A 26,786-nucleotide genomic window follows, 5' to 3' on the forward strand; every position below is an offset into this window, starting at 1 on the left:
CTACCTCTCCATGGGCTGTCTTGGTAATGGAAACCATTTCCATTTACTGTACCTGCATGGCCCGCAACGAACTCCGACCGGTCATCAGGCTCCGGTCCACCGCCGGCACCGGCTACACCTACGTGACCCGCAAGAACCGCCGTAACGACCCCGACCGCATGACGCTGCGCAAGTACGACCCGGTCGCCGGGCGGCACGTCGACTTCCGAGAGGAGCGCTGAGGCGCGCGATGAAGCCCGGTATCCACCCCCCGTACGAGCCCGTCGTCTTCCGTGACAAGGCGGGCGGCTTCGCCTTCCTGACCCGCTCCACCGCCACGAGCGAGAAGACGGTCGAGTGGGAGGACGGCAACACGTACCCCGTCATCGACGTCGAGATCTCCTCCGCGAGCCACCCCTTCTACACGGGCCAGGCGCGCGTCCTGGACACGGCCGGGCGCGTGGAGCGGTTCGAGCAGCGCTACGGCCGGCGACACGGGGCCCGCTGATGCTCTCCGTCGCTCTCGTCGGCGGGCTCCACTCCGGGGCCCGCGCGGCCGCCGTTGAGCGGCTGCTCACCACCGTCCCCGGCAGCGTGGCGCTCCACCACGACCTGACGGGCGCCGCCGAGCGGGGCACGGTCACCCGCACCGTGCGCGACGCCACCGGCGTCCTGTCCACGGACGAGACGCCGCTGGTCAACGACTGCGCCTGCTGCGCGCTCCGCGAGGACCTGGTGCCCGAACTGCAACGGCTCGCCGACGCGGGGCTGACGCGCCTGGCGGTGGTCGAGCTGTGGGACTCCGTCGAGCCCAAGGCGATGGCCGAGGTGGTCGCGGCGGCCGGACTGACGGTCGGCTCGGTGATCACCGCCGTCGACCCCGCCCTGCTGCTGCCCTGCCTCGGCAACGGCGACGACCTGGCGGACGCGGGGCTCGCGGCCGCCGCCACCGACCGGCGTACGGTCGCCGACACCTTCGCGCGCCAGCTGGAGTACGCGCCCGTGCTCGCCGTCCTGGACGGCCCGGACGCCGACGACGAGGACCGGGCGCTGCTCGCCCAGCTCCATCCGACGGCCCGGCAGGTGCCCCTCCCCGGCGGGGACCTGGCCGCCGCCGCGCTGGCCGGGTTCGACGTCGAGGCCGCGGCGGCCGCCCAGCACCCGGCCTGCGCGCTGCTGCCGCAGGAGGCGGACGCGCACGGCGTCGGCACGTACGTGTGGCACCGGCGCCGCCCGTTCCACCCGGAGCGGCTGTACGCGGCGCTGGAGGACCTGTGTTGCGCGGCCGCCCGCAGCCGGGGGCGGTTCTGGCTGGCCGACCGGCCGGACACGCTGCTGGCCTGGGACGCGGCGGGCGGCGCCCTGTGCGTCGAGCCCACCGGGCCGTGGCTGGCGTCGCTGCCGGACGCCGCCTGGGAGATGGTCCCGCCGGTACGCCGGGCGGCGGCCGCGCTGGACTGGGACCCCGAGCACGGGGACCGCTGCCAGCACCTGGTCTTCACCTCGCCGGACCTGGACCGCGAGGGCCTGGCCGAGCTCCTCGACTCCTGCCTGCTCACCGACGCGGAGTACGCCGCGGGCCGCGAGGCCTGGAAACGGCTCCCGTCCGCATTCGACGCCCTCCTGGAGGTCTGACCCCATGTCCCCCCGCCGTTCCGCCGACCGCAAGCCGGTGAAGTCCCGCCCCAATCCCCTGGACCGCGAGGGCATCACCTACGTCGACTACAAGGACACCGACCTGCTGCGGAGGTTCCTCTCCGACCGCGGCAAGATCCGCAGCCGGCGGGTGACGCGCGTGTCGGCGCAGCAGCAGCGGCAGCTGGCCCGCGCCATCAAGAACGCACGGGAGATGGCCCTGCTGCCGTACTCCTCGTCGGCGCGCTGACGCTCCTCGCGTACGCCTGTTCGGTACAAGGCCCTCCTTCCGGGAGGGCCTTTTCGTATGTCGTGCAGAAAGAAGGGAGCCATTACGGCGTTCCGAACGTCCTTCATTCTGTACGGGGGAGTAGCAACGTCGTCGTCACCACAGGACCACCCTCCGTGCACGTGCATCTGCACATGCAACAGCACGTGAACCTAGCTATGATCCCGATAGTTGACACCTGCATCATGTATCTCGGGGAGCGTCCTGTGCACCACGTGTACAACGGCATGGCGGCCACGGAGCTTCACGGCGTCGTATGGCAGAAGAGCAGGCACAGCAACTCGCAGGGCTCGTGCGTCGAATTCGCCAAACTGCCCGGCGGGGACGTGGCCGTGCGCAATTCGCGGCATCCGGACGGCCCGGCGCTGGTGTACACGCCGGCGGAGATCGAGGCCCTGCTGCTGGGCGTCAAGGACGGCGAGTTCGACCACCTGGCGGCCGGCTGACGTATCCGTGGGGCGCCCTCCGGGCGCCCCACGTCCCTACGGGGTCCGCTGCGTACCGGGCGTGTCCGAGAGGCGGAACAGGGCCCAGACGACCTTGCCGTGCAGCGTGCCCGCCAGCGGGTGCCAGCCCCAGCTGTCGCTGAAGGACTCGACCAGGAACAGCCCGCGGCCCGACTCGGCGGAGAAGTCCTCGTCCGACTCGCGCGCCGCCGGGCTGTCCGGGCTCGGGTCGCGCACCGCGCACACCAGCCGGCTCGCCCACCGCATCAGGTGCAGCCGTACCGGGGGGTCGTGCGGCGCCTCGCGGGGCGTGTCGGCCGGCAGGGCGTGCCGGAGCGCGTTGGTGACGAGTTCGGACACGACCAGGGCCACGTCGTCGAACCGGTCGGTGAGGTCCCACTGGGCGAGCGTCGCGCTGGTGAACTTCCGCGCGCCACGCACCGCTTCATAGCGGGCGGGCAGTGCGCACGAGGCGGAACTGGAGACAGAAGCGGCATCGATCGGCGGAAGCCCCTGCCTTAAAGGCTCGAGCATGGTCGATCCATTCGTCCCCATGCGAGGCACTCCCGGGATTCGCGGCTGTGGTGCGACAACACGAACGACTACGCAGGTGCGCGGGGTCCATCGTTCCGAATGCGACCACCTGATGCAAGGGCAGATGCACGTGCACGCGCCCGACCTGTCCACCCCCGTGCCGATTACTGGCCATATCTTCCGCCCCCCACTTTCCCCGGCGGGGCGCTCGAGCCGTCGCGACTCGGTCAAGGCTTCGTCTTTGCGTAACCGTGCGAGTACGCGGTGAAGCATTTTGGTGGCAGAATCCGGCGTCTCGGAGCTCGGGGGTGCTCCGTCGTACACATCGGCGATGGGGAGGGTTGGAGACGTGACCGCAAGTGAGTCGAGCGGTTCCGTGGTGCGGCGCATCCTGCTGGGTTCGCAACTGCGGCGGCTGCGGGAGTCGCGCGGCATCACGCGCGAGGCCGCCGGTTATTCCATCCGGGCGTCCGAATCCAAGATCAGTCGTATGGAGTTGGGCAGGGTGAGCTTCAAGGCGAGGGACATCGAGGACCTGCTCACGCTGTACGGCGTCACCGACGACAGCGAGCGCGACTCCCTCCTCGGCCTCGCCCGCGAGGCCAACGTCGCCGGCTGGTGGCACAGCTACGGCGACGTGCTCCCCGGGTGGTTCCAGACCTACATCGGCCTCGAAGGCGCCGCCTCGCTCATCCGTATCTACGAAGTGCAGTTCGTGCACGGGCTGTTGCAGACGGAGGCGTACGCGCACGCCGTCGTCACCCGCGGCATGCCGGACGCCCCGCGGGCCGAGATCGACCGCCGCGTGGCGCTGCGCCTGGAGCGCCAGAAGGTGCTCGTCTCCGAGCGGGCGCCGCACTTTCACGCCGTTCTCGACGAGGCGGCCCTGCGCCGCCCCTACGGCGACCGGGAGGTGATGCGCGACCAGCTCAAGCACCTGATCGAGGTCTCCGAGCAGCCCAACGTCACCCTCCAGGTCATGCCCTTCAGCTTCGGCGGCCACGCCGGCGAGAGCGGCGCCTTCACCATGCTCCGCTTCCCCGAGTCCGACCTCTCCGACATCGTCTACCTGGAGCAGCTGACGAGCGCGCTCTACCTCGACAAGCGCGAGGAAGTGGCCCAGTACGAGCGGGTGATGGAGCGGCTGCATCACGACAGCCCGGGCCCCGAGGAGAGCCGAGACGTTCTCCGGGGACTCCTCCAACTCACGTGACCCGCCAGTAGGATGACGTCCCATCAAACGCGTCGTCATGAGCGTGTCATGAGAGCGCGCGCCCTCGGGAAGGGATGGCATGTCCTACTTCACAGACCTGGCCCTGCAGTACATAGACGGTGAGTGGCGGGCCGGCGGCGGCTCGTGGGACATCATCGACTTCAACCCGTACAACGAGGAGAAGCTCGCCTCCATCACCGTGGCCACGGTCGAGGAGATAGACCAGGCCTACCGGGCGGCCGAGCGCGCCCAGCCCGCGTGGGCCGACACGAACCCGTACACCCGCCGCGCCGTCTTCGAGCGGGCCCTGCGCCTCATCGAGGAGCGCGAGGAGGAGATCACCGAGGCGATCATCGCCGAACTCGGCGGCACGCGCACCAAGGCGGCCTTCGAACTGCACCTGGCCAAGGAGTTCCTGCGCGAGGCGGTCAACCTGGCGCTTCGCCCCGAGGGCCGCATCCTCCCCTCGCCGGTCGACGGCAAGGAGAACCGCCTCTACCGGGTGCCGGTCGGCGTCGTCGGTGTCATCAGCCCCTTCAACTTCCCCTTCCTGCTCTCCATCAAGTCCGTCGCCCCGGCGCTCGCCCTCGGCAACGCAGTCGTCCTCAAGCCCCACCAGAACACCCCCATACTCGGCGGCGCCCTGGTCGCCAAGATCTTCGAGGACGCCGGCCTCCCGGCCGGTCTGCTCAACGTCGTGATCACCGACATCGCGGAGATCGGCGACGCGCTGATCGAGCACCCGGTGCCCGCGGTCATCTCCTTCACCGGGTCCGACCGCGTCGGCAAGCACGTCGCCACCGTCTGCGCCGCCCACTTCAAGCGGTCCGTGCTGGAGCTGGGCGGCAACAGCGCCCTCATCGTGCTGGACGACGCCGACATCGACTACGCCGTCGACGCGGCCGTCTTCAGCCGGTTCGTGCACCAGGGCCAGGTCTGCATGGCCGCGAACCGGGTCCTGGTGGACCGCTCGGTGCTGAGCGAGTTCACCGACAAGTTCGTCACCAAGGTCCGCGGCCTGAGGGCGGGCGACCCCGCCGACCCCGCCACCCACCTCGGCCCGCTCATCAACTCCTCCCAGGCCGAGTCGGTGACCACGCTGGTCGACCAGACCGTCGCCGCCGGCGCGACGGCCCTCGTCCACGGCTCCGCCACCGGCAACGTGGTCACGCCCACCGTGCTGACCGACCTCCCGGACGACTCCCCGGTCCTCGCCCAGGAGATCTTCGGCCCCGTTGTGATGCTCCTGCCCTTCGACGGGGAGGACGAGGCGGTGCGCATCGCCAACGACACCCCGTACGGGCTCAGCGGCGCCGTCCATACGGGTGACGTCGAGCGTGGCGTACGGATCGCCCGGCGCATCCGCACCGGCATGATCCACATCAACGACGGCACCGTCCATGACGAGCCGATCGTGCCCTTCGGAGGCGAGAAGCACTCAGGCGTGGGGCGGCTGAACGGCGAATCCACGGTGGAGGCGTTCACCACCCACCAGTGGATCTCCATCCAGCACGGCCGGAGCAGGTTCCCCTTCTGAGGCCCCTTCCGGCCGCGAGTTGAGGACAGAACCTGACCGCGAGGGTCCGTAGGTTGGTTGTCGTAAGGCACCGACCGGAAAGGCGGACCGACATGGTCACCCACGTTCCCTCAGAGGCCCACGGCGACGAGCGCGGCGCGCTGCTGAACTTCATCGAGGCGCAGCGCGGCGCGGTCCGCCGCTCCGTGCTCGGGCTGACCGAGGAGCAGGCCGCGTCCCGCCCGAGCGCCAGCGAGCTGTCGCTCTCCGGTCTGCTCAAGCACGTCGCCGAGACGGAACTCGGCTGGCTGCGGCTGGCGCAGCAGCAGCCCAACGAGAGGCAGCGCACCGAGGAGACGTGGGCCGACGGCTTCCGGCTGGAGCGCGACGAGACGATCCAGGGCGTGCTGGCGTTCTGGGACGGCGTCGCCAAGGAGACCGAGGAACTGCTGCGGACCGTCCCGAGCCTGGACGACACCTTCCCGCTGCCGGACGCGCCCTGGTACCCCAAGGACGCCCGGGTCTCCATGCGCTGGCTGGGCATGCACCTGGTCGAGGAGATCGCCCGGCACGCCGGCCACGCCGACATCATCCGCGAGTCCCTGGACGGCAAGGGCGCTTTCGACCTGGTCGCGCTCGAACGGGCCTGACGCACCGGGCCGGCCGGGCCCCGGCACGGTGCCGCGCCCCGGCACCGTGCCCTCCGGGCCCCGGCGCCCCCTGCGTACCCTGGTCGCGAAGGACCGGGAAGGGTGCGTGAGAGATGTCGGCGATCCGGCTGCTGGTGCTGGGAGCCGTGCGCCAGCACGGGCGGGCGCACGGCTACCAGGTCCGCAACGACCTGGAGTTCTGGGGCGCGCACGAATGGTCCAACGCCAAACCGGGATCGATCTACCACGCGCTGAAGCAGATGGCCAAGCAGGGGCTGCTGCACGCCTACGAGACCGCGCCGAGCACGGCCGGCGGCCCCCCGCGCACCGAGTACGAGCTCACCGCCGAGGGCACCGAGGAGTACTTCGCTCTGCTGCGCGAGTCGCTGACGGCGTACGACCAGCGCACGGACGTCCTGTCGGCGGCCGTCGGGTTCATCGTCGACCTGCCGCGCGACGAGGCCGTCGCGCTCCTCAAGCGGCGGATCGAGGGCCTGGAGCGGTGGCGGGCCGGCGTCACGGAGTACTACACGCCCGCCGACGGGCCCGAGTCGCTCGGCCACATCGGCGAGATCATGAACATGTGGGTCCACTCCGCCGACGCGGGCGCCGCGTGGACGCGCGGGCTGATCGAGCGCATCGAGGGCGGCGCGTACACCTTCGCCGGCGAGGGCGAGCCCTTCGTCGGCGTGCTGTCCGAGGACGACGAGAACCCGTACGCGACCGGGACCCCGCACCCCGGCGACACCCGGTGACAACCGGCCCGACGGCGGCCGCACCCTCCAGGACGTGCGCACCGGCACGTACCACCTGACCCGCAGCCCCCTGGGCTCCCCGTGGACGGCCCGCGCTTACAGCCGACAAGGGACTTGCACCTCACGTGGCGTGAGGGAACAGGCTGGAGCGCGCAACCAGAAGAAGGGAGCGGAGAGCCGTGAGCCACTCCGTGGGACAGGTCGCCGCGTTCGCCCACGTCACGGTGCGGACGCTGCACCACTACGACGAGATCGGGCTGCTCTCCCCGAGCGGCCGCAGCCACGCGGGCCACCGGCGGTACGACGACGCCGACCTCGACCGGCTGCAGCGGATCCTGTTCTACCGGGAGCTGGGCTTCCCGCTCGACCAGGTCGCGGTCCTCATCGACGATCCCGACGCGGACCCGCAGGAACACCTGCGGCGCCAGCACGAGCTGCTGACCACGCGGATCGCCGAACTGCAGAGGATGGCCGAGGCCGTCGAACACGCCATGGAGGCGAAGAAGATGGGCATCAACCTCACGCCCGAGGAGAAGTTCGAGGTGTTCGGGGACCACGACCCCGACCAGTACGAGGAGGAGGTCGAACAGCGCTGGGGCGACACCGACGCCTACCGGGAGTCGGCCCGCCGCACGGCGCGGTACACCAAGGAGGACTGGCTGCGGATGAAGGAGGAGTCCGCCGACTGGGGCGCCCGCTACCAGGCCCTCATGGAGGCGGGCGAGCCGGCGACGAGCGAGCGCGCGATGGACCTCGCGGAGGAACACCGCACGCAGATCGTGCGGTGGTACTACGACTGCACGTACGAGATCCACCGGTGCCTCGCGGACATGTACGTCGCGGACGAGCGCTTCACGGCGTACTACGACGCCATCCGCCCCGGCCTCGCCCAGCACCTCCGCGACGCCATCCACGCCAACGCCGCCCGCCACGCCTGACACCGCGCGCGGGCCGGGAGACCGGGTGGGAGGGGGCGTGGAACCGGGTGGGGGGTGGAAGCGTTGATAGCTTTGGGCAGCCATCCCCCGCCCACCGACCCAGGAGCCCCGGAACCCGTGAATACGCTTGCGCTCGGACCGAGCTGGCTGGACCCGGACTACCTCATCGAGACCTTCGGCCTCATCGGCGTCCTGGTCATCGTCTTCGCCGAGTCCGGACTGCTGATCGGTTTCTTCCTCCCCGGTGACTCCCTGCTGTTCACCACCGGCCTGCTGGTCACCACCGGTGTCCTCGACACCCCGCTGTGGCTCGTCTGCACCCTGGTCGTGCTGTCCGCGATCATCGGCGACCAGGTGGGTTACCTCTTCGGCCGCAAGGTCGGACCGGCCCTCTTCAAGCGCCCGGACTCCCGCCTCTTCAAGCAGGAGAACGTCGAGAAGGCCCACGAGTTCTTCGAGAAGCACGGCCCCAAGTCGCTGATCCTCGCCCGGTTCGTCCCGATTGTCCGGACGTTCACGCCGATCATCGCCGGTGTGAGCCGGATGAACTACCGCTCGTTCATCACGTTCAACGTGATCGGCGGTGTCCTCTGGGGCGCCGGTGTGACGCTCCTCGGCGCGTCGCTCGGCAAGATCGAGTTCGTCCACAAGAACATCGAGCCCATCCTCATCCTGATCGTGCTGATCTCGGTCGTCCCGATCGTGATCGAGTACCTGCGGGCCCGCTCGCAGAAGAGGAAGGAGCCGGTCACCGAGGACGGCGGCCCCTCGGCCCCGCGCGGCCGCCACGCCAAGCGCTGACCCCGCCCCCTGGTGGGCCCAGCCCCTGCGGGCCCACCCCGCCCGGTGAGGACGCCGCCCCTGGCCCGGCTTCCGCCCGGTGCGCCACCCGTGCGGTGCCTGTCCGGTGGGTGGTGGGGTGTGGCCCCTCCAGGCTCACCTCCTCGGGGCCGGCGGCCCTGGGTCACATGCAAGGGAGCCCACCCCTTGCCGCCAACCCCTGCGGGGGCGACCCTGCACGGCCCCACCCCAGGCCGTCCCCCGCCTGCGGGCCGGTGGGTGGGGCGCTCTCAACCCCGAGCGTCCCCGTCTGCGGGCCGGTGGGGGAAGACCCGACCTTGGTGTGTGTGCCTTCTGCGGATCGGTGATCGGGGCGTGCCTCATGCCAGCGCGTAGGCGTGTGCGGGACGGGGCGGGGTATTCGCGGACTCGGCGAGGAGGGGCCGTGCAGGGTCGCCCCCTGGGGGTCCCCCCACGCCGCCAGGCGTAGGGGGAGGATTGGCGGCGAGTAACGGCAACAAAGCCGGCTCGGCGCCCCGCCAACCGCGAGGAGGTGAGCCCGGAGGGGCCCCGTACCCCGCACACCGGCAAAAAGCACCCCGGCCACGCCCGGCACGGGGCACCAGCACCGCACCGCCGGGGCGCCGTACAGGCACCGCACCGCACAGGCAGCGCACCGCGCCGCCAGGGCCTCGCCGGGTCAGAAGCCGCGGGTGCGCTTGGCCGCGCGGCGCAGCGCCGCCGAGCCGGGCGCCCGGATGAACAGCCGGGCCATCTCGCCGCCCAGGTTCACGCCGATCGCGATGGCCAGCGCCAGCGCGGCCGCGCGCGCCAGTGAGGTGAACCCCGCGTCCATGTTGTTCTGCGCGATGTTCAGCACCCCGAGGTACGTGGCGCTGCCCGGCAGCAGCGGGCCGATCGCCGCCGTGACGTACGGCAGCGACGAGGTGTGCTCGTAGCGGGCCATGAGCTGGCCGAACAGGCCGACCAGCCCCGCCGCGACGGCCGTCGCCATCACGGTCGAGCCGCCCGCCGTCACCGCTATCGCCGCGTAGATGACCCACGCCGCCGCCCCGTTCAGCGCCACGAACAGCACCGTGGAACGTTCCTGCTGGAGCAGTACCGCGAACGTCACGGACAGCAGCACCGCCGCCAGGATCTGGATGACCGGCCGTTCGACGGAGTCGAGCACGCCCTCGGGGTTGAGCTTGGCGCCCAGCTGGACGCCCCCGTACAGCACCGACAGCACGCCCACGACGATGGCGACGAAGAAGTAGCCGACCTCCAGCAGGCGTGCCGAGGCGGTGATGTAGAAGCCGGTCAGTCCGTCCTGGACGGCGGCCACCAGCGCCCGTCCGGGAATGAGGGCGAACAGCCCACCGGTGATCACCGCGTTCGGCTGGAGCCCGGCGTGCAGGAGGCTGACGACGACGCCGAGCGCGGCGGGGGGTACGGCGGCGACCGCGAACTGGTAGAACTCGGGCAGTCCGCGGCCCGCGCAGAGCCACGCCAGCCGGTCGCCCAGCATGGCGCCGGCCGCCGCGATGAGGAAGACGGCCATGTCGCCGCCGAGCAGCATGGACGCGGCGCCGGCGAGTCCGCCCGCCGCCACGGTGAGGACCCAGCCGGGGTACGGGTGCCGGTTGCGGCGGATCTCCGCGAGGCGCCGGTAGGCCTCCTCCAGGGAGACCTCGTAGTCCTCGGCGTTGATGTCGGCGACGAGCGTGTAGACGGCCGACAGCCGGTTGTAGTCGGTGCCCCGCCGCCGTACGGTCCGGTTGGCCGTGACGGGGTCGTCGACCAGCGAGGGCTGGTACGTGATCGACAGCAGCGTGAAGGTGACCGTCGGTTCGCAGCGGTCGAGCCCGTACGAGCGGCAGATCGCGAACATCGCCGCCTCGACGTCCTCCGCGCCCTCGCCGCCCGCCAGCAGCAGTTCGCCGATGCGCAGGGTCAGGTCGAGGACGCGCGGCACGGCGGGCCCGGCGTCGTCCTGCTTCTGCACCGGTTCGGGCACGGGCCGCTCGCTCACCGGCATGCGCAGCATGGTGCGCATGCGGTCCTGCCAGGGCGCGTCCTTCGACAGCCGTATCGCCGGAAATCCCTCGGCGGGCGTGAAGGCGGCCGGGGACTCCTTCGCCGAGTACGTCGAGGGCGGGGCGAACGCGGAGCCCTCGGGCTCGGCGGGCGCCTCGGGCGTCAGTCCCGGCGGGAGGGCGAACTCCGACGTCGTCTGCTGGTCCTCCTCGGTACCGGGGGGCTGCTCCACGCCCGGTGGTGGCGCGAAGGCGCTGTGTGCCTCATCGGACTGAGGCTTACGGTCCTCCGGACCGTCCGTCTCCGGCGCCACTGTGCTCGTCCTCGCTCCCGTCCGACCCATCCGATTCGCCTGCCCAGTATGGGCACGGCCAAGGGCTCCCACACGACGACGGGCGGCGCACCCGAGGGGTGCGCCGCCCGTCGTGCGGGGAGAGGGGGCTCAGTGAGCGCCGCCCTGCGCCTCCAGGCGCTTCACGGAGGCCTCGATCTCGGCCTCGGCCTCGGCGCGGCCGACCCAGTTGGCGCCCTCGACGGACTTGCCGGGCTCCAGGTCCTTGTAGACCTCGAAGAAGTGCTGGATCTCCAGGCGGTCGAACTCCGACACGTGGTGGATGTCGCGCAGGTGCTCCATGCGCGGGTCGGAGGCCGGCACGCAGAGCAGCTTGTCGTCGCCGCCCGCCTCGTCGGTCATCCGGAACATGCCGATGGCGCGGCACTTGACCAGGACACCCGGGAAGGTGGGCTCGTCCAGGATGACCAGCGCGTCCAGCGGGTCGCCGTCCTCGCCGAGGGTGCCCTCGACGAAGCCGTAGTCGGCCGGGTAGACGGTCGACGTGAAGAGGTGGCGGTCCAGTCGGATACGACCGGTCTCGTGGTCCACCTCGTACTTGTTCCGCGACCCCTTCGGGATCTCGATGGTGACGTCGAACTCCACGGGTGGCTCCTCCAAGATCAACACATTACGTCGGGTGATACTGCTCCCCCGGCAGGACCGGACCGCCGTGGTCACCGGGGGTGCCGTGCTCACGGCACAGCTCAGTGGTTAAGTGTCCCTCACGCAACTGTGTGCTCGCGAAAGGGGCTGGTCAGCCGTGCTGGAGCCGAAGCTGGTGCAGCTCACCGCGGGTTCCGCCGTGCTCGGCCTCGTCCTGGCGGCCGGGACGGTGGCCCTGGCCGGGCCCTGGGACTCGGGTCAGCGTACGGCCGAGCGCGCCCGGGCCGCCGCCCAGGTTGGTACAGGTGGCGCAGATCACGACGCCGCCGGTCCCGAGCGGCCCGCCCCCGCGCCGGCCCCCAGCGCCCCCGGTGTCCTCACGGCCCTCGCCGCGCCCCGGGCCAAGGCCGCCCCGAAGCCGGCGGCCCCGGCGCCCGCCGCCCTGGCGGCGACCCTCGGCCCGCTGCTCGCCGACCCGGGTCTGGGCCCGCTGCGCACGGCGTCCGTCGTGGACGTCACGACGGGCAGGCAGGTGTACGGGAGCGGGGCGGGCACGCCCATGACGCCCGCCTCCACCATCAAGATCGCCACCTCGGCCGCGGCCCTCACCGCCCTGGGCCCCGACCACCGCATCGCCACCACCACGGTCGCCGACACCGGCGCCCGGCGCGTCACGCTCGTCGGCGGCGGCGACCCCACCCTCTCCCGGGCCCGGCTGGGCGCCCTGGCCGCCGACACCGCGCGTGCCCTGCGCTCGCGCGGCACCACCGCCGTGACGCTGACGTACGACACGTCCCGCTACACCGGCCCGGAACGGCACCCGATCGGCGTCAACGACAACATCGCCCCGGTCACCGCCCTGATGACCGACGAGGGCCGCCTGAACGGCTCCACCGCCGGCCCCGCCCCGCGCTCCACCGACCCCGCGGGCGACACCGCCCGCACCTTCGCGGCCCTGCTCGCCGAGCACGGCGTCTCGACCGGCAGGCCCCCGGCACGCGCGCGTGCGCCGAAGAAGGCCGTGCCGCTCGCCCGTACCTGGTCCGAGCCGCTGTCCGCCCTCGTCGAGCGTGCCCTGACCCACAGCGACAACGACCTCGCCGAGGCGCTCGCCCGCCAGACCGCCCTCGCCTCCGGCCGGCCCGCGAGCTTCGACGGCGCCGGGCGCGCCGTCGCCGAGCGGCTGCGCGAGCTGGGCGTACCGCTCGGCGGAGCCCGCTTCGCGGACGGCAGCGGCCTGGACCGCCGCGACCGGCTGTCGGCCGCCCTGCTCACCGCGCTGCTCGCCCGGGCGGCCGATCCGGCCCGCCCCCAGCTGCGACCGGTCCTCACCGGGCTGCCCGTCGGCGGCTTCAGCGGCACCCTGGCGGACCGTTACCCCGACGGCTCGCCCGGCGCCGGCCTGGTCCGGGCCAAGACGGGCACCCTGACCGGCGTCAACACCCTGGCCGGCACGGTGGTCACCGCGGACGGCCGGCTGCTGGCCTTCGCGTTCCTCGCCGGGCGCACCCCGTCCGCCGCCGCGGCCCAGCCCGCGCTCGACGGCCTCGCCTCCGCGCTCGTCCCGTGAGCCGGTCGGCGCCGCACCCTGACCCGATCCGGCGCCGAGCACGTACGGTTGACGCATGACGAGCATCGGTGGTGCCGAGATGGTCGACTGGAATCTCGCGGTCGCGACCGCGACCCGGCTGGTGCGCCCGGGGCCCGAGGTGACCCGTGAGGAGGCCCGCGCGGTCGTGGCCGAGCTGCGGCGGCACGCCAAGGCGTCCGAGGAGCACGTCCGGGCGTTCACCCGGATGATCCCCGAGGGGCACGAACCGGAGGACACCCCTGTCCTGGTGGTCGACCGGGCCGGCTGGATCAGGGCGAACGTGGCGGGCTTCCGGGAGCTGCTCAAGCCGCTGCTGGAGAAGATGCAGGAGCGCCGCTCCGGCAGTTCCGGCGGCGCCGTGCTGGGCGCGGTCGGCGGCAAGGTGACCGGCGTGGAGCTGGGCATGCTGCTGTCGTTCCTGGCCTCCCGGGTCCTCGGGCAGTACGAGACGTTCGCCCCCGCCACGCGGGAGTTGCCGGCCGGTGAGAACGGCGGCGGCCGGCTGCTGCTGGTGGCGCCGAACATCGTGCACGTCGAGCGGGAGCTGGACGTCGACCCGCACGACTTCCGCCTCTGGGTGAGCCTCCACGAGGAGACGCACCGCACGCAGTTCACGGCCGTGCCGTGGCTCCGCGACCACCTGCAGGGCGAGATCCAGTCATTCCTGAGCGCGACCGACATGGATCCGATGACGGTCCTGGAGCGGCTGCGGGAGGCGGCCCAGGCCCTCACCGGCGCCCGCCCCGAGGGCGAGGAGGACGAGGGCGGCCGCTCGCTGGTGGAGCTGGTGCAGACGCCCGAGCAGCGCGAGATCCTCGGCCGCCTCACGGCGGTGATGTCGCTGCTCGAAGGCCACGCCGACTACGTGATGGACGGCGTCGGCCCGCAGGTCGTGCCGTCGGTGGCGGAGATCCGGGAGAAGTTCCAGCAGCGCAGGGCCAAGGGCGCCTCCCGGCTGGACCTGGCGCTGCGCCGCCTGCTGGGCCTGGACGCCAAACTGCGCCAGTACCGCGACGGCGAGCGGTTCGTCCGGGCGGTCGTCGACGAGGTCGGGATGGAGGGGTTCAACCGGGTGTGGACCTCGCCGAACACCCTGCCCACCAAGGCGGAGATCGCCAAACCGGCGGACTGGGTCGCGAGGGTGCACCGTAAAGCAGAATGAGGAGCCCGATCCGGACGACGGCAGAAGAACGCCTCCCCAATCACCCATCCGAGGGACCGTGGGCAGTGGGTAGGCGTGCGATGCTCGGGGAACGGCCGAGTTCTGTCACCATCGACGCACTCTGAGTGACCGAACCCCCCGCTCCGGCCGTTAAGACTCCGACCGAGGCACCCCCCAACTTCACACGAAGGGCACCGGACATGGGTCCCCATCCTGCGGTCGCGGCGATACGCCTGGCGGTCCGCCGCGTACTCCACGACGTTCTCACCGAGCACTCCGCCCCGGCTCCCGCCGCTGCCGGGACAACCGAAGACACCGCCCCCGGCGGGCCCGGCCGGGCCCCGCTCGTCCTGGTGGCCTGCTCGGGCGGCGCCGACTCCATGGCGCTCGCCTCAGCCCTCGCCTTCGAGGCCCGCAAGCTCGCCGTCCGCGCCGGCGGCATCACCGTCGACCACGGCCTCCAGCCCGGCTCCGACCTCCGCGCCGCCGAGGTCGCGGCCCGCCTCACCGCGATGAACCTCGACCCGGTCGAGGCGGTCGCCGTCACCGTCGGCCGCGACGGCGGGCCCGAGGCCGCCGCCCGCGACGCCCGGTACGCCGCGCTGGACGAGGCCGCCGAACGCCTCGGCGCCTCCGCCGTGCTGCTCGGACACACCCGCGACGACCAGGCCGAGACGGTGCTCCTCGGCCTCGCCCGGGGCTCCGGCATCCGCTCCCTGTCCGGCATGGCCGCCGTCTCCGGCACCGGGGACCGCTACCGCCGCCCGTTCCTCACGCTCGACCGGCAGACCGCCCGCAAGGCCTGCATGGTCCAGTCCCTGCCGGTCTGGGACGACCCGATGAACGCCGACCCGGCCTACACCCGCTCCCGGCTGCGCCACGAGGGCCTGCCCGCCCTGGAGAAGTCCCTCGGCAAGGGCGTCGTCGAGGCCCTCGCCCGGACGGCCCAGCTGTGCCGCGACGACGCGGACGCCCTGGACGCGTGGGCGGCCGACGCCGACCCGACCGTGCGGGACGAGGCGGGCCTCCTGGAGTGCGCCAAGCTGTACGCCCTGCCCCCCGCCGTCCGCCGCCGCGTGCTGCGCCGCGCGGCCATCGCCGAGGGCGCCCCGGCCGGCTCCCTCTTCGCCCGGCACGTCGAGGAGCTGGACCGCCTGATCACCGGCTGGCGGGGCCAGGGGGCCATCAATCTGCCCGGCCGCGTCGTGGCACGCCGCCAGGGTGGCAGACTGGTCATTCGGCAAGGCTGACGCAGGCTGCAACGAAAGTGACCCGGGTGAACGAGAAAGACATGGGCACCGACCTCAAGTCGGTGCTCATCACCAAGGAAGAGATCGACGCGAAGCTGGCGGAGCTCGCCGCGAAGATCGACGCTGAGTACGCGGGCAAGGACCTGCTCATCGTGGGTGTCCTCAAGGGCGCCGTCATGGTGATGGCCGACCTGGCGCGTGCGCTGTCCACCCCCGTCACCATGGACTGGATGGCCGTCTCCTCGTACGGCGCGGGCACCCAGTCCTCCGGCGTGGTCCGGATCCTCAAGGACCTGGACACCGACATCAAGGGCAAGCACGTCCTGATCGTCGAGGACATCATCGACTCCGGTCTGACGCTGTCCTGGCTGCTGTCGAACCTCGGCTCGCGCGAGCCGGCCTCCCTGGAGGTCTGCACGCTGCTGCGCAAGCCGGAGGCGGCGAAGGTCGCGATCGACGTGAAGTGGATCGGCTTCGACATCCCGAACGAGTTCGTCGTCGGCTACGGCCTGGACTACGCGGAGAAGTACCGCAACCTCCCGTTCGTCGGAACGCTCGCTCCGCACGTCTACGGCGGCTGAACCGCCCCGGGCGCCCGCCGGGCCCCGGGAACCTCGACCGCCCTCCCGCCGTTGGAGCATGGGAAGGCGGTCGCGGGTGACAATGCTGGGGTACCGTCCGAAGAACAGTCTTTTCTCATAGCAGCATTTACCTACGGGCAGGAGGGACGGGGCGTCATCGCTCCGTATGGATGGACGTGAAGCGATACTTCCGTGGGCCGGTCATGTGGATCGTGCTGGCCGTCCTCGCCGTGGTCGTGTTGATGCAGGTCGTCGGCTCGTCCGGTGGCTACAAGACGGTGGACACCGGCGAGGTCGTCCAGGCGATCGACAAGAACCAGGTCGACCAGGTCAAGCTGACCACCGGCGACGAACAGATGATCAAGGTCGACCTCAAGGACGGCCAGAAGGTCAAGGGCAGCGACAAGATCCAGGCGAGCTACATCGGCACGCAGGGCTCCGACCTCGCCGCCACGCTCCAGAAGAAGTACGAAGCCGGCGACATCGACAAGGGCTACACCGTCTCGCCGACCAAGCAGAGCGCCATCGTCTCGGTGCTGCTCTCGCTGCTCCCCTTCGTGCTGATCGTCGTGGTCTTCCTGTTCCTGATGAATCAGATGCAGGGCGGCGGCTCCCGGGTGATGAACTTCGGGAAGTCCAAGGCCAAGCTGATCACCAAGGACACCCCGAAGACGACCTTCGCCGACGTGGCGGGGTCCGACGAGGCCGTCGAGGAGCTCCACGAGATCAAGGAGTTCCTCCAGGAGCCGGCGAAGTTCCAGGCCGTCGGCGCCAAGATCCCCAAGGGTGTGCTGCTGTACGGCCCGCCCGGAACCGGCAAGACCCTGCTCGCGCGCGCCGTCGCGGGCGAGGCGGGCGTCCCGTTCTACTCGATCTCCGGCTCCGACTTCGTCGAGATGTTCGTCGGTGTCGGTGCCTCCCGTGTCCGTGACCTCTTCGAGCAGGCCAAGGCGAACGCCCCGGCGATCGTCTTCGTCGACGAGATCGACGCCGTCGGCCGGCACCGCGGCGCGGGTCTCGGCGGCGGCCACGACGAGCGCGAGCAGACCCTCAACCAGCTGCTCGTCGAGATGGACGGCTTCGACGTGAAGGGCGGCGTCATCCTGATCGCCGCCACGAACCGGCCGGACATCCTCGACCCGGCGCTGCTCCGCCCGGGCCGTTTCGACCGGCAGATCGCGGTCGACCGCCCCGACATGCAGGGCCGTCTGGAGATCCTCAAGGTCCACCAGAAGGGCAAGCCGGTCGCCCCGGACGTCGACCTGTCCGCCGTCGCGCGTCGTACGCCGGGCTTCACCGGCGCCGACCTGTCGAACGTGCTGAACGAAGCCGCGCTGCTCACCGCGCGCAGCGACAAGAAGCTCATCGACAACCACATGCTGGACGAGGCGATCGACCGGGTGGTCGCGGGCCCGCAGAAGCGGACCCGGATCATGTCGGACAAGGAGAAGAAGATCACCGCGTACCACGAGGGCGGTCACGCCCTGGTCGCGGCGGCGTCCCCGAACTCCGACCCGGTCCACAAGATCACCATCCTGTCCCGCGGCCGGGCGCTCGGCTACACCATGGTCCTCCCGGACGAGGACAAGTACTCCACCACCCGCAACGAGATGCTCGACCAGCTGGCCTACATGCTGGGCGGGCGCGCGGCGGAGGAGCTGGTCTTCCACGACCCGACCACGGGCGCGGCCAACGACATCGAGAAGGCGACCGCGACCGCGCGGGCCATGGTCACGCAGTACGGCATGACCGAGCGGCTCGGCGCGATCAAGTTCGGCGGCGACAACACCGAGCCCTTCCTGGGCCGGGAGATGGCGCACCAGCGCGACTACTCGGAAGAGGTCGCCGCGCTCGTCGACGAAGAGGTCAAGAAGCTCATCGAGACCGCGCACAACGAGGCCTGGGAGATCCTCGTCGAGAACCGCGACGTCCTCGACAACCTGGTCCTCCAGCTGCTGGAGAAGGAGACGCTCAACAAGGAGGAGATCGCCGAGATCTTCGCCCCGATCGTCAAGCGCCCGGCCCGCCCGGCGTGGACCGGCTCCTCGCGGCGTACGCCGTCGACGCGGCCGCCGGTGCTCTCCCCCAAGGAGCTGGCGCTGACCAACGGCGCCGTGGGCGCCAACGGCACCACGCCGACGGACATCACCAAGACCGGCCCGTCCGCCCCGGCGGCCGAGGCGGTCCCGGAGGAGCGTCCGGAGAACTGACCGGCCCCGGCCGGCGTCCGGGCCGGGCCTCCCGGCCCCGGAATGAAAGCCGCGCCCCCCAGGTTCTAGCCTGGGGAGGCGCGGCTTTCGCGTGCGCGGTCCCGCGCGCACACAGGCACCATGGAACGAGGCACAGATGACCGACCCGGTGACGTTGGACGTCGAGGGCACGATCGGCGAGTTCGACGAGAAGCGAGCTGAGAGCGCCGTGCGCGAGCTGCTGCTGGCGGTCGGTGAGGACCCGGACCGTGAGGGGCTGCGGGAGACGCCGGCGCGGGTGGCGCGGGCGTACAAGGAGATATTCGCCGGGCTGTGGCAGGAGCCCGAGGACGTCCTGACGACGACGTTCGACCTGGGCCACGACGAGATGATCCTGGTGAAGGACATCGAGATCACCTCCTGCTGCGAGCACCACCTGGTCCCGTTCCGGGGCGTCGCCCACGTCGGCTACATCCCGTCCGTCAGCGGGAAGATCACCGGGCTGTCGAAGCTGGCGCGGCTCGTGGACGTCTTCGCCCGCCGGCCGCAGGTGCAGGAGCGCCTGACCACGCAGGTCGCCGACTCCCTGATGAAGATCCTGGAGCCGCGCGGCGTGATCGTCGTCATCGAGTGCGAGCACATGTGCATGTCGATGCGCGGCATCCGCAAGCCCGGCGCGAAGACCATCACGTCGGCGGTCCGGGGGCAGCTCCGCGACGTCGCGACCCGCGCCGAGGCGATGAGCCTCATCATGGCGCGCTGAAGCACGGCGCGCGCCCGGCACGGCGCGTCGTCCGCGTGGCACGCCGCACCACGGCGCACCACGCAGCACCATGGCACGCCGAGGGTTCTCGCCAACCACCGTCGCATGCGCGGCAGTTATGGCCACGGGCATTGGACGCCGGGGCGGGCTGCCGGAAGACTCGTACGCGTACATCGGGAAGTCTCATGGATCCCGGGGGATCCACGGATGGAGATGCCGCGCATGAGCGAGAATGCCCTGCCCACCCGTCGGCTCGGTGGCCTGGAGGTGTCCGCCCTCGGGTTCGGCGCGATGGTGCTGTCGCCCGGGGTGTACGGGGAGATCGACGACGCCCGCGCCGAGCGGGCCCTGCTCGCGGCGGTGGACGCCGGGGCCACCCTCATCGACACGTCGGACGGCTACGGCGCCGACGGCCACAACGAGTGGCTGATCGGCCGGGCGCTGCGGGGCCGGCGGGACGAGGTGGTCATCGCCACCAAGTTCGGCTTCCGGCTCCCGGAGGGCGTCGAGCCGCACCCCTTCCCGGTCGGGTACGCCTTCGGGGAGCTGGCCGTGAACGCCGACCCCAAGCATGTGCGCGGGTACGCGGAGGCGAGCCTGCGCGAGCTGGGCACCGACCGGATCGACCTGTACTACCCGCACTTCCCCGACCCGCAGGTGCCGCTGGCGGACACCGTGGGCGCGGTCGCCGAACTCGTCGAGGCGGGTCTCGTGCGCCACCTCGGGCTCTCCAACGTCACGGCGGACCAGCTGCGCGAGGCACACGCCGTGCACCCGGTGGCGGCCGTCCAGACCGAGTGGTCCATGTGGCGGCACGTGGACGAGGAGCTGCTGGCGGCGGCCCGCGAGCTGGGGGTGGGCGTCGTCGCCTGGTCGCCGCTGGGCGCCGGCTTCCTGACCGGCAAGGTCGGCACGGTGCAGGACGGCGACTTCCGGCAGCACATGCCCCGGTTCGACGCCGAGAACCACCGGGCCAACAGCGACCGCTTCGCGCCCGTGCGGGGCATCGCCGGGGAGCTGGGCATCACCCCGGCGCAGCTGGCCCTGGCGTGGCTGCTGGACCAGGACGAGCACGTCGTCCCCATCCCGGGCAGCCGCACCCCGGCGCACATCCGGGAGAACCTGGCCGCCGCCCGGGTGCGGCTCTCCCCGGACGTGCGCGACCGTCTCTCCGCCGTCCTCGCCGACACGGAGGTCTCCGGCGGCACCCTGCTGTAGCCGACCGGTGCCCGGGGCGGGCCGGCGAGACGCCCCCTAGGCGCGCGACGGGGCCTCGTCGTCGTCCTCGGGGAGCTTGCAGACCCGCTCCAGGAACATCGCCGCCGCGATCACGCCGATTCCCGCCAGGACCGAGAAGCCGGCGTAGATGGCCTGGTCGCGGCGGGCCGGGATGTCGAGCGAGCCGAGCAGGAAGACGCCCGTCCCGCCGTACATGCCGCTCACCAGCGCCGCGACGAGGGCGCTCGCCTGGCCGAAGACGACCGCGCGGGCGGCCATCATCGGCTCGACGCCCTTGGCGTCGGGGCGGCGCTCGCGCTGGGCGCGCAGCCGGGAGCGCAGGGACAGCGCCGTCGCGGTCAGGACCACCGCGATGACGGCGAGGACGACCGGCGCGGCCAGGGGCACGCTCGGCAGGGTGCCGAACGCCTCCCACAGCCGGGCGCCGCCCCAGGAGAGGATGCCGGCGACGGCGAACAGTCCGGCCAGTACCTTGAGCCGCAGTTGTTTCACCGGGGGCCTTTCATCTCGTCGCCGTGCAGTGCCTGCCGATCACCCAACGCTACTCGGGCAGGCGCAGTTCCAGGTCGGCGCGCGGCAGGACGCCTTCCCGGCCCACGCCCCCGAGCAGGTCGGCGACCGCGCCGACGCCCGGCAGCTGTGCCTCCGGCTCCACGTCGTGCCACGGTGCGAGCACGAAGGCCCGCTGGTGGGCGCGCGGGTGGGGGAGGGTGAGGACGGGGTCGTCGGAGACGACGTCCGCGTACGCCACGATGTCGACGTCGATCGTGCGCGCGCCCCAGCGCTCGTCACGGACGCGGTGGAAGGCCTCCTCCACCGCGTGCGCCCGCTCCAGCAGGGACGCGGGCGGCAGGGTGGTCTTCAGGAGCACGACCGCGTTGAAGTACGACGGCTGGGTGCCGGGGTCGACGCCCCAGGGCTCCGTCTCGTACACCGGCGAGACCGCTTTGACCCGGACGCCGGGGGTGTCCTCGAGCGCGTCGATGGCGCCCTGGAGCGTCTCCAGGCGGTTGCCCAGGTTGGAGCCGAGGGAGATCACGGCCCGCTTGGGGTTGGACAGGGTGATGTCGGCGGCGTCGACCTGCTCCGTCACGGAGGCCGGCACGGGCTGCACCGTGGGGTCGCTGTGCGTCTTGTTCATGCGCGGCTCCGGGTGATGGTGATGGTCACGTCGTCGAACGGCACGGTGATCGGGGCGTCCGGCTTGTGGACCACCACCTCGACCTCCTGGACGCCGTCGTGCTTGAGGCACTGCTGGGCGATGCGCTCGGCGAGCGTCTCGATCAGGTCGACCGGCTCCCCCTGCACGACGTCCACGACCTCTTCCGCCACGACGCCGTAGTGCACGGTCTTCGCCAGGTCGTCGTCGGCCGCCGCGGGGCGGGTGTCGAGGCCGAGGACCAGGTCCACGATGAACGTCTGGCCCTCCTCGCGCTCCCGGGGGAAGACGCCATGGTGCCCGCGGGCCTTGAGGCCGCGCAGCGCGACACGATCCACGCGAATCACTCCTGCTGTCGTTGGTCTGGCGGGCACGCGGCCGGGTGCGGACGGCGCGATGCCACCCGTCGAATCTACCTGCGAGCACTGACAGGACCTGCCCACGGGCCCCTCTCCGGCTCGCCTACCCATTCAGGAGGGGTTCTCGTCGGGCTCTTCCTCACCGGTTTCGGCCAGAACGGGCGACCCGTGGTGGGCCCAGATCCGCCAGCCGTCGGGTGTGCGCCGGAACACGTTCGTGGCGACGACCAGCTGCCCGACGAGCGGTCCGAGGTCCGCGCCCTCCTCGGCGGGGCCGCCGCTGAGGATGTTCTCCGTGCAGGTCACCAGCGCCGTGTCGGCGGCCACGGAGACCTTCACATCGGTCAGGAAGAACTGGATGTAGTCCGTGTTCGCCATGATCAGCGCGTACGAGCGGAGCACCTCGCCGCGTCCGGTGAGCACCGGCCAGCCGGGGTGGACGCAGGAGATCGCGCCCTGCGAGTCGTCGAGCCACAGCTCGGAGATCTCCTCGAAGTCCCCGCGCTCCATCGCCTCGTAGAACGCCGTGTTGGCGAGCTCCACCGCCTCGACGTCGGTGCGTGCGGCGTCGCTCACCGGGCGGCCTCCACGGCGCGGGCCACGCGGACCGCGTCCGCCGTCGCGCGCACCTCGTGGACCCGTACGGCCCAGGCGCCCTCGTACGCCGCGATGGCCGAGACGGCCGCGGTGGCCGCGTCGCGCTCCCGGGCCGGCGGCGGCGCGGAACCCTCCCCGGCCAGGACGTGGCCCAGGAACCGCTTGCGGGACGCGGCCACCAGCAGCGGGCGGCCCAGCGCCCGCAGGTCGGCCAGGTGCGCCACCAGGGCCAGGTCGTGCGGGGCCGCCTTGGCGAAGCCCAGGCCCGGGTCGACGACGATCCGCTCGGGGTCGACGCCGCCCTCCACGACCGCCTCCATACGCGTGCGCAGCTCGCCGACCACCTCGGCCACCACGTCGTCGTACACGGCGAGGCTGTTCATGTCCTTGCTGAAGCCGCGCCAGTGCATCACGACGAACGGCACCTCGGCGGCGGCGACGGCGGGGACCATCCCGGGGTCGGCGAGGCCGCCGCTGACGTCGTTCACGAGGATGGCGCCGGCCTCGACGGCGCGGCGGGCGACGGAGGCGCGCATGGTGTCGACCGACACGGCGACCCCTTCGGCCGAGAGGCCGCGTACGACGGGGACGACGCGGCGCAGTTCCTCCTCCTCGTCCACCCGGGTGGCGCCGGGGCGGGTCGACTCGCCGCCGACGTCGACCAGGTCCGCGCCCTGGGCGACCAGCTCCAGACCGTGCTTGATGGCGGCCGTGGTGTCGAACCAGCGGCCGCCGTCGGAGAAGGAGTCGGGCGTCACGTTGACGACCCCCATGACCGCGCAGCGGTCGAACGTGGGCAGGCCGCGGGCCGTGCCCCGTCCGCGCAAGGTACTCATGCGACCAGCCTAGGGGGTGTCCTCGGACCGGGACGGCCGGGAACGGCCCGCCGCGCGCGCGGCCCGGCCGGGGGTGACGGGCCGGGGGGACCGGGCGGGCCGGCGGCGCGGCCCGGGCGGGGGTGGCCGGGCGGGGGTGGCCGCCCCGGCCGGGGGCCGCGTGCCGGGTCAGGCGGCGCGGACCTCGTGCTCGCCGCGCGGGGCGAGGTGCGCGCACGGGCGGGCCGTGGGGGCCGAGGAGCGGCGGCGGAAGGGCCGGGGCGGGGCCAGGTCCACGAAGCCCTCGGCCTGCATGGCGGCGAAACCGATGCGCGGCAGGTCGCGGGCGTTGCGGTAGACCACGAAGCGGGGCTCCCAGCGGGGCTGGAACTTGGCGTTGAACTTGTACAGCGACTCGATCTGGAACCAGCGCGACAGGAACACCAGCAGGCCGCGCCAGACGCGCAGGACCGGGCCGGCGCCGAGCTTCTCGCCGCGCGCCAGGGCGGAGCGGAACATCGCGAAGTTCAGCGAGACGCGCTCGATGCCCAGCTTGGGCGAGGCCTGGAGGGCGGCGACGATCAGCAGCTCGTTCATGCCCGGGTCGGCGGAGCGGTCGCGGCGCATCAGCTCCAGCGACATCCCGTCCGTACCCCACGGCACGAAGTGGATGATCGCCTTCAGGTCGCCGTACGGGGAGTCCGGGTCCTCCTTGTGGGCGGTGGCGATCACCGCGTCACCGTCGGCCGGGTCGCCTATGCGGCCCAGGGCCATGGAGAAGCCCCGCTCGGTGTCGGTGCCCCGCCAGTCGGCCGCGGCGCGCCGGATCCGCTCCAGCTCACCGTCCGAGAGGTCACGGGCGCGCCGGACGCGGGTCGTGTACCCATTGCGCTCGATGCGCTTGACCATCTGGCGCACATTGCGCATGGCGCGCCCGGTCAGGGAGAAATCCGCGACGTCCACCACCGCCTCGTCGCCCAGCTCCAGCGCGTCCAGGCCCGTCTCGCGGGTCCACACCTCGCCGCCGGTCTCGGAGCAGCCCATCACCGCGGGCGTCCAGGAGTGGGCCTTGGCCTCGTCCATGAACCGCTCGATGGCGCCGGGCCACGCCTCGACGTCGCCTATCGGGTCGCCGCTGGCCAGCATCACGCCGGAGACGACGCGGTAGCAGACGGCGGCCTTGCCGCTGGGGGAGAAGACGACACCCTTGTCGCGGCGGAGCGCGAAGTGGCCGAGGGAGTCACGGCCGCCGTGCTTGTCCAGCAGGGCGCGCAGCCGGGACTCGTCGTCCTCGGTGAGCCGGGCGACCGGGTGCTCGGGGCGGAAGGCCAGGTAGATGGTGGTGATGGCGGTGAGCAGGCCGAGGGCGCCGAGCGAGTAGCCGACCGTCCAGTCGACGCCGCCCCGGTAGCCGACGGGGCCCTCCACGCCGAACAGGCCGTACAGCACGTGCTCCAGGCGGTCGCTCAGGCCGGGGCTGCCGACGACCTTCCCCGGGTGGGCGCTGACGATGACCAGCCCGAGGGCGATGGAACCGGCGCCCATGAGGACGAAGTTGGCGAGCGCCTTCCAGCGGCTGCGCGGGTCGGGCAGTGCCGCGAACTCCCCGCGGTGGCGCAGCAGCAGCGCCAGGAGCAGCAGGGAGAACAGCACGCCGATCACGGAGTGGCGGTAGACGAACTGCGCCGCGGCTCCCACCGGCAGCAGGATCACGGCCGCCCGCCAGGCGCGGCGCTTGTGGCGCTTGAGCCCGTGGGCGAGGAGCAGCAGCAGGACGCCGACGCCGAGGGAGAGGGCCGCCGACAGGGGGCCCAGGGTGCCGGGCAGCACCTCGGCGACGGCGTGCATGCGGCTGGTGCGGAAGCGCGGGAACACGCCCGCGGCGATGTCGATCAGACCGATGAACGTGCATGCGGTGCCGACCAGGGAGGGCACCTTCTCGGCGCGTGGACCGCGCAGGAGACGGCTCATCCGGCTCGGAACCGACTCCGACTTATCCCCATCTACCGTGACAGACATCGCTTCCCAAGGCTCCGCAAAGAATCGTTGTGTCCCTTCGGCCGGAACTGGTCCGGCCCGGACGTTTTGCGCTCTCTAGGACGGGGCTCGTGGGGGGTGGGTTCATTCCCCGCCCCGAAAATCTCGACGAAGAAGGCTTGAAGGACTCATGGGTCTCACCAGCAACAAAGTCCTGGCGCTGGCCGCCCTGCTGGCCGTCGTGCTGTTCGCGGTCACGGTCTGGCTGTGGCCGCGGCTGGCGCGCGGCGGCCTGCGGGCGGTGCTGGGCCGGATCGGTCTGCTGCTGGCGACCCAGGCGGCGCTGTTCGCCTCCGTGGGCCTCGCGGCCAACAACTACTTCCTCTTCTACGGCTCCTGGGCCGACCTGCTGGGACAGGAGCAGGAGATGGGGGTGGTCGTCGACCACTCGGCGGGTGCCAAGGACGTCAGGATCGTCGGCAGGCAGAAGATCGAGGGCGTCCCCGGCGGCGGCCGCCCGGCGGTGGGCGGCCAGGTCCAGAAGGTCGTCATCTCGGGGGAGACCTCGAAGATCGACAGTCCGGCCTACGTCTACCTGCCCCCCGAGTACTTCCAGCCGGCGTACGCGCGCAAGACCTTCCCCGCCGCGGTCGTCCTGACCGGCTACCCGGGCACGGCCGAGAACCTGCTCAAGGGGCTGAAGTACCCGCGCACCGCCTACGAGCAGGCGAAGAACAAGAAGATGCAGCCGATGATCCTGGTGATGATGCGGCCCACCGTGGCCCCGCCGCGCGACACGGAGTGCGTCGACGTCCCCGGCGGCCCGCAGACGGAGACCTTCTTCGCCGAGGACCTGCCGAAGGCCGTCTCGGAGACCTACCGGGTCGGCACCGCCGCCCGGAACTGGGGGTTCATCGGCAACTCCACCGGTGGCTACTGCGCCCTCAAGATCGCCCTGCACCACCCCGGGCGGTTCGCCGCCGGCGCGGGCCTGTCCGCCTACTACAAGGCCGCCGAGGACATCACCACCGGCGACCTCTTCCAGGGCGACCGGCGCCTGCGCGACCGGGCGAACCTGCTGTGGAGCCTGGACCACCTGCCCCAGGGGCGGTCGTCCTTCCTCGTCACCACCTCCGCCAAGGGCGAGGGGAACCTGGAGGGCACCCGCGCCTTCATCCGGAAGGTGAAGGCGCCCGCGCGCGTCTCGTCGATCACCCTCGACAGCGGCGGGCACAACTTCAACACCTGGAACCGGGAGATCCCGCCCGCGCTGGTGTGGATGAGCGGCCGGCTCAGCGCGGCCTGACCCGCCTCGCCCGGCCGGGCGGGCGGGCCGTCCTCCGGACGCGCCCGCCCGTCTCCTGTCCCGCCCGCCCGTCCCCTGTCGCGCCGCGC

Annotated in this window: 28 protein-coding genes; 19 read left to right on the forward strand and 9 right to left on the reverse strand. The window is 71.9% G+C overall.

Translation table 11 applies throughout. The features are described from left to right. Positions 1–56 precede the first annotated feature (56 nt). The 5 genes from rpmG to A4V12_RS01750 all read left to right on the forward strand — a co-directional run bounded on the left by rpmG (position 57) and on the right by A4V12_RS01750 (position 2,349). Entirely contained in the window at positions 57–221 is a 165-nt protein-coding gene (gene rpmG / locus A4V12_RS01730; RefSeq protein ID WP_064067341.1) for a 50S ribosomal protein L33, read from the forward strand. Between the two features lie 8 nt (positions 222–229). Beyond that, entirely contained in the window at positions 230–487 is a 258-nt protein-coding gene (locus A4V12_RS01735) for a type B 50S ribosomal protein L31 (protein WP_064067342.1), read from the forward strand. Then, positions 487–1,614 (forward strand): CobW family GTP-binding protein, encoded by a 1,128-nt coding sequence (locus A4V12_RS01740; protein ID WP_064067343.1) that lies wholly within the window; start codon positions 487–489, stop codon positions 1,612–1,614. Before A4V12_RS01735 ends, A4V12_RS01740 begins: the two co-directional genes overlap by 1 nt. 4 nt (positions 1,615–1,618) lie before the next feature. Continuing rightward, positions 1,619–1,864, forward strand: coding sequence for a 30S ribosomal protein S18 (rpsR, locus tag A4V12_RS01745; protein WP_064067344.1), 246 nt, complete (start codon positions 1,619–1,621; stop codon positions 1,862–1,864). Positions 1,865–2,109: 245 nt separating this feature from the next. Then, on the forward strand, positions 2,110–2,349 hold the full coding sequence (locus tag A4V12_RS01750; RefSeq protein WP_064067345.1) for a DUF397 domain-containing protein: 240 nt from the start codon (positions 2,110–2,112) through the stop codon (positions 2,347–2,349). A gap of 36 nt (positions 2,350–2,385) precedes the next feature. Here the strand turns inward: A4V12_RS01750 and A4V12_RS01755 are convergent, their stop codons facing one another. Beyond that, positions 2,386–2,904: an ATP-binding protein gene (locus tag A4V12_RS01755; protein WP_064067346.1), complete on the reverse strand. Its 519-nt coding sequence runs from the start codon at positions 2,902–2,904 to the stop codon at positions 2,386–2,388. Between the two features lie 310 nt (positions 2,905–3,214). Here A4V12_RS01755 and A4V12_RS01760 point away from each other — a divergent pair, with 310 nt between their 5' ends. The 6 genes from A4V12_RS01760 to A4V12_RS01785 all read left to right on the forward strand — a co-directional run bounded on the left by A4V12_RS01760 (position 3,215) and on the right by A4V12_RS01785 (position 8,756). Next, positions 3,215–4,096 (forward strand): helix-turn-helix domain-containing protein, encoded by an 882-nt coding sequence (locus tag A4V12_RS01760; protein WP_064067347.1) that lies wholly within the window; start codon positions 3,215–3,217, stop codon positions 4,094–4,096. A gap of 79 nt (positions 4,097–4,175) precedes the next feature. Continuing rightward, positions 4,176–5,633: an aldehyde dehydrogenase family protein gene (locus A4V12_RS01765; protein WP_064067348.1), complete on the forward strand. Its 1,458-nt coding sequence runs from the start codon at positions 4,176–4,178 to the stop codon at positions 5,631–5,633. Positions 5,634–5,725: 92 nt separating this feature from the next. Further along, the gene (locus A4V12_RS01770; RefSeq protein ID WP_064067349.1) at positions 5,726–6,262 is read left to right on the forward strand and encodes a DinB family protein; all 537 of its coding nucleotides are present in this window, start codon (positions 5,726–5,728) and stop codon (positions 6,260–6,262) included. Between the two features lie 113 nt (positions 6,263–6,375). Further along, complete coding sequence (locus A4V12_RS01775) at positions 6,376–7,017, forward strand: PadR family transcriptional regulator (protein WP_064067350.1); 642 nt, start codon at positions 6,376–6,378, stop codon at positions 7,015–7,017. A gap of 179 nt (positions 7,018–7,196) precedes the next feature. Continuing rightward, positions 7,197–7,955: a MerR family transcriptional regulator gene (locus A4V12_RS01780; RefSeq protein ID WP_064067351.1), complete on the forward strand. Its 759-nt coding sequence runs from the start codon at positions 7,197–7,199 to the stop codon at positions 7,953–7,955. Between the two features lie 117 nt (positions 7,956–8,072). Continuing rightward, positions 8,073–8,756: a DedA family protein gene (locus tag A4V12_RS01785; RefSeq protein WP_107415290.1), complete on the forward strand. Its 684-nt coding sequence runs from the start codon at positions 8,073–8,075 to the stop codon at positions 8,754–8,756. Positions 8,757–9,435: 679 nt separating this feature from the next. On the opposite strand, the gene A4V12_RS01790 is transcribed toward A4V12_RS01785, so the two are convergent. Continuing rightward, on the reverse strand, positions 9,436–11,115 hold the full coding sequence (locus A4V12_RS01790; protein ID WP_064067353.1) for a threonine/serine ThrE exporter family protein: 1,680 nt from the start codon (positions 11,113–11,115) through the stop codon (positions 9,436–9,438). 99 nt (positions 11,116–11,214) lie between these two features. Continuing rightward, positions 11,215–11,709: an inorganic diphosphatase gene (locus A4V12_RS01795; RefSeq protein WP_064067354.1), complete on the reverse strand. Its 495-nt coding sequence runs from the start codon at positions 11,707–11,709 to the stop codon at positions 11,215–11,217. 157 nt (positions 11,710–11,866) lie between these two features. On the opposite strand from A4V12_RS01795, the gene dacB reads away from it, so the two are divergent. From dacB to A4V12_RS01830, 7 genes are all read left to right on the forward strand, one after another. Beyond that, positions 11,867–13,279 carry a D-alanyl-D-alanine carboxypeptidase/D-alanyl-D-alanine endopeptidase gene (gene dacB / locus A4V12_RS01800; protein ID WP_064067355.1) on the forward strand — a complete coding sequence of 471 codons (1,413 nt, stop codon included), beginning with the start codon at positions 11,867–11,869 and terminating at the stop codon, positions 13,277–13,279. A 55-nt stretch (positions 13,280–13,334) separates the two neighbouring features. Next, positions 13,335–14,462, forward strand: coding sequence for a zinc-dependent metalloprotease (locus tag A4V12_RS01805; RefSeq protein WP_064067356.1), 1,128 nt, complete (start codon positions 13,335–13,337; stop codon positions 14,460–14,462). Positions 14,463–14,662: 200 nt separating this feature from the next. Next, positions 14,663–15,712, forward strand: a complete 1,050-nt coding sequence (gene tilS / locus A4V12_RS01810) for a tRNA lysidine(34) synthetase TilS (RefSeq protein WP_064067357.1) — start codon at positions 14,663–14,665, stop codon at positions 15,710–15,712. 41 nt (positions 15,713–15,753) lie between these two features. Next, complete coding sequence (gene hpt / locus A4V12_RS01815) at positions 15,754–16,293, forward strand: hypoxanthine phosphoribosyltransferase (protein WP_064067358.1); 540 nt, start codon at positions 15,754–15,756, stop codon at positions 16,291–16,293. Between the two features lie 170 nt (positions 16,294–16,463). Beyond that, positions 16,464–18,503 (forward strand): ATP-dependent zinc metalloprotease FtsH, encoded by a 2,040-nt coding sequence (ftsH, locus tag A4V12_RS01820; RefSeq protein WP_064067359.1) that lies wholly within the window; start codon positions 16,464–16,466, stop codon positions 18,501–18,503. A gap of 136 nt (positions 18,504–18,639) precedes the next feature. After that, a complete protein-coding gene (gene folE, locus A4V12_RS01825) occupies positions 18,640–19,245 on the forward strand; it encodes a GTP cyclohydrolase I FolE (protein ID WP_064067360.1) in 606 nt (201 codons plus the stop codon). A 222-nt stretch (positions 19,246–19,467) separates the two neighbouring features. After that, positions 19,468–20,463 carry an aldo/keto reductase gene (locus A4V12_RS01830; RefSeq protein ID WP_234372037.1) on the forward strand — a complete coding sequence of 332 codons (996 nt, stop codon included), beginning with the start codon at positions 19,468–19,470 and terminating at the stop codon, positions 20,461–20,463. A gap of 36 nt (positions 20,464–20,499) precedes the next feature. Here the strand turns inward: A4V12_RS01830 and A4V12_RS01835 are convergent, their stop codons facing one another. The 6 genes from A4V12_RS01835 to A4V12_RS01860 all read right to left on the reverse strand — a co-directional run bounded on the left by A4V12_RS01835 (position 20,500) and on the right by A4V12_RS01860 (position 25,433). Continuing rightward, positions 20,500–20,976: a DUF3180 domain-containing protein gene (locus A4V12_RS01835; protein WP_064067361.1), complete on the reverse strand. Its 477-nt coding sequence runs from the start codon at positions 20,974–20,976 to the stop codon at positions 20,500–20,502. Positions 20,977–21,025: 49 nt separating this feature from the next. Beyond that, positions 21,026–21,625: a 2-amino-4-hydroxy-6-hydroxymethyldihydropteridine diphosphokinase gene (gene folK / locus A4V12_RS01840; protein ID WP_064067362.1), complete on the reverse strand. Its 600-nt coding sequence runs from the start codon at positions 21,623–21,625 to the stop codon at positions 21,026–21,028. Beyond that, positions 21,622–21,981, reverse strand: a complete 360-nt coding sequence (gene folB / locus A4V12_RS01845; RefSeq protein WP_064067363.1) for a dihydroneopterin aldolase — start codon at positions 21,979–21,981, stop codon at positions 21,622–21,624. Before folB ends, folK begins: the two co-directional genes overlap by 4 nt. A 132-nt stretch (positions 21,982–22,113) precedes the next feature. Beyond that, positions 22,114–22,578 (reverse strand): nuclear transport factor 2 family protein, encoded by a 465-nt coding sequence (locus tag A4V12_RS01850; protein ID WP_064067364.1) that lies wholly within the window; start codon positions 22,576–22,578, stop codon positions 22,114–22,116. Continuing rightward, on the reverse strand, positions 22,575–23,435 hold the full coding sequence (gene folP / locus A4V12_RS01855) for a dihydropteroate synthase (protein WP_064067365.1): 861 nt from the start codon (positions 23,433–23,435) through the stop codon (positions 22,575–22,577). Before folP ends, A4V12_RS01850 begins: the two co-directional genes overlap by 4 nt. Positions 23,436–23,603: 168 nt before the next feature. Next, positions 23,604–25,433 (reverse strand): phosphatidylglycerol lysyltransferase domain-containing protein, encoded by a 1,830-nt coding sequence (locus A4V12_RS01860; RefSeq protein ID WP_064067366.1) that lies wholly within the window; start codon positions 25,431–25,433, stop codon positions 23,604–23,606. A 148-nt stretch (positions 25,434–25,581) separates the two neighbouring features. Here A4V12_RS01860 and A4V12_RS01865 point away from each other — a divergent pair, with 148 nt between their 5' ends. Continuing rightward, on the forward strand, positions 25,582–26,697 hold the full coding sequence (locus A4V12_RS01865; RefSeq protein WP_064067367.1) for an alpha/beta hydrolase: 1,116 nt from the start codon (positions 25,582–25,584) through the stop codon (positions 26,695–26,697). The last annotated feature ends 89 nt before the right edge of the window (positions 26,698–26,786 follow it).

This window comes from Streptomyces noursei (genome assembly GCF_001646665.1).
GTDB lineage: Bacteria > Actinomycetota > Actinomycetes > Streptomycetales > Streptomycetaceae > Streptomyces > Streptomyces lavendulocolor.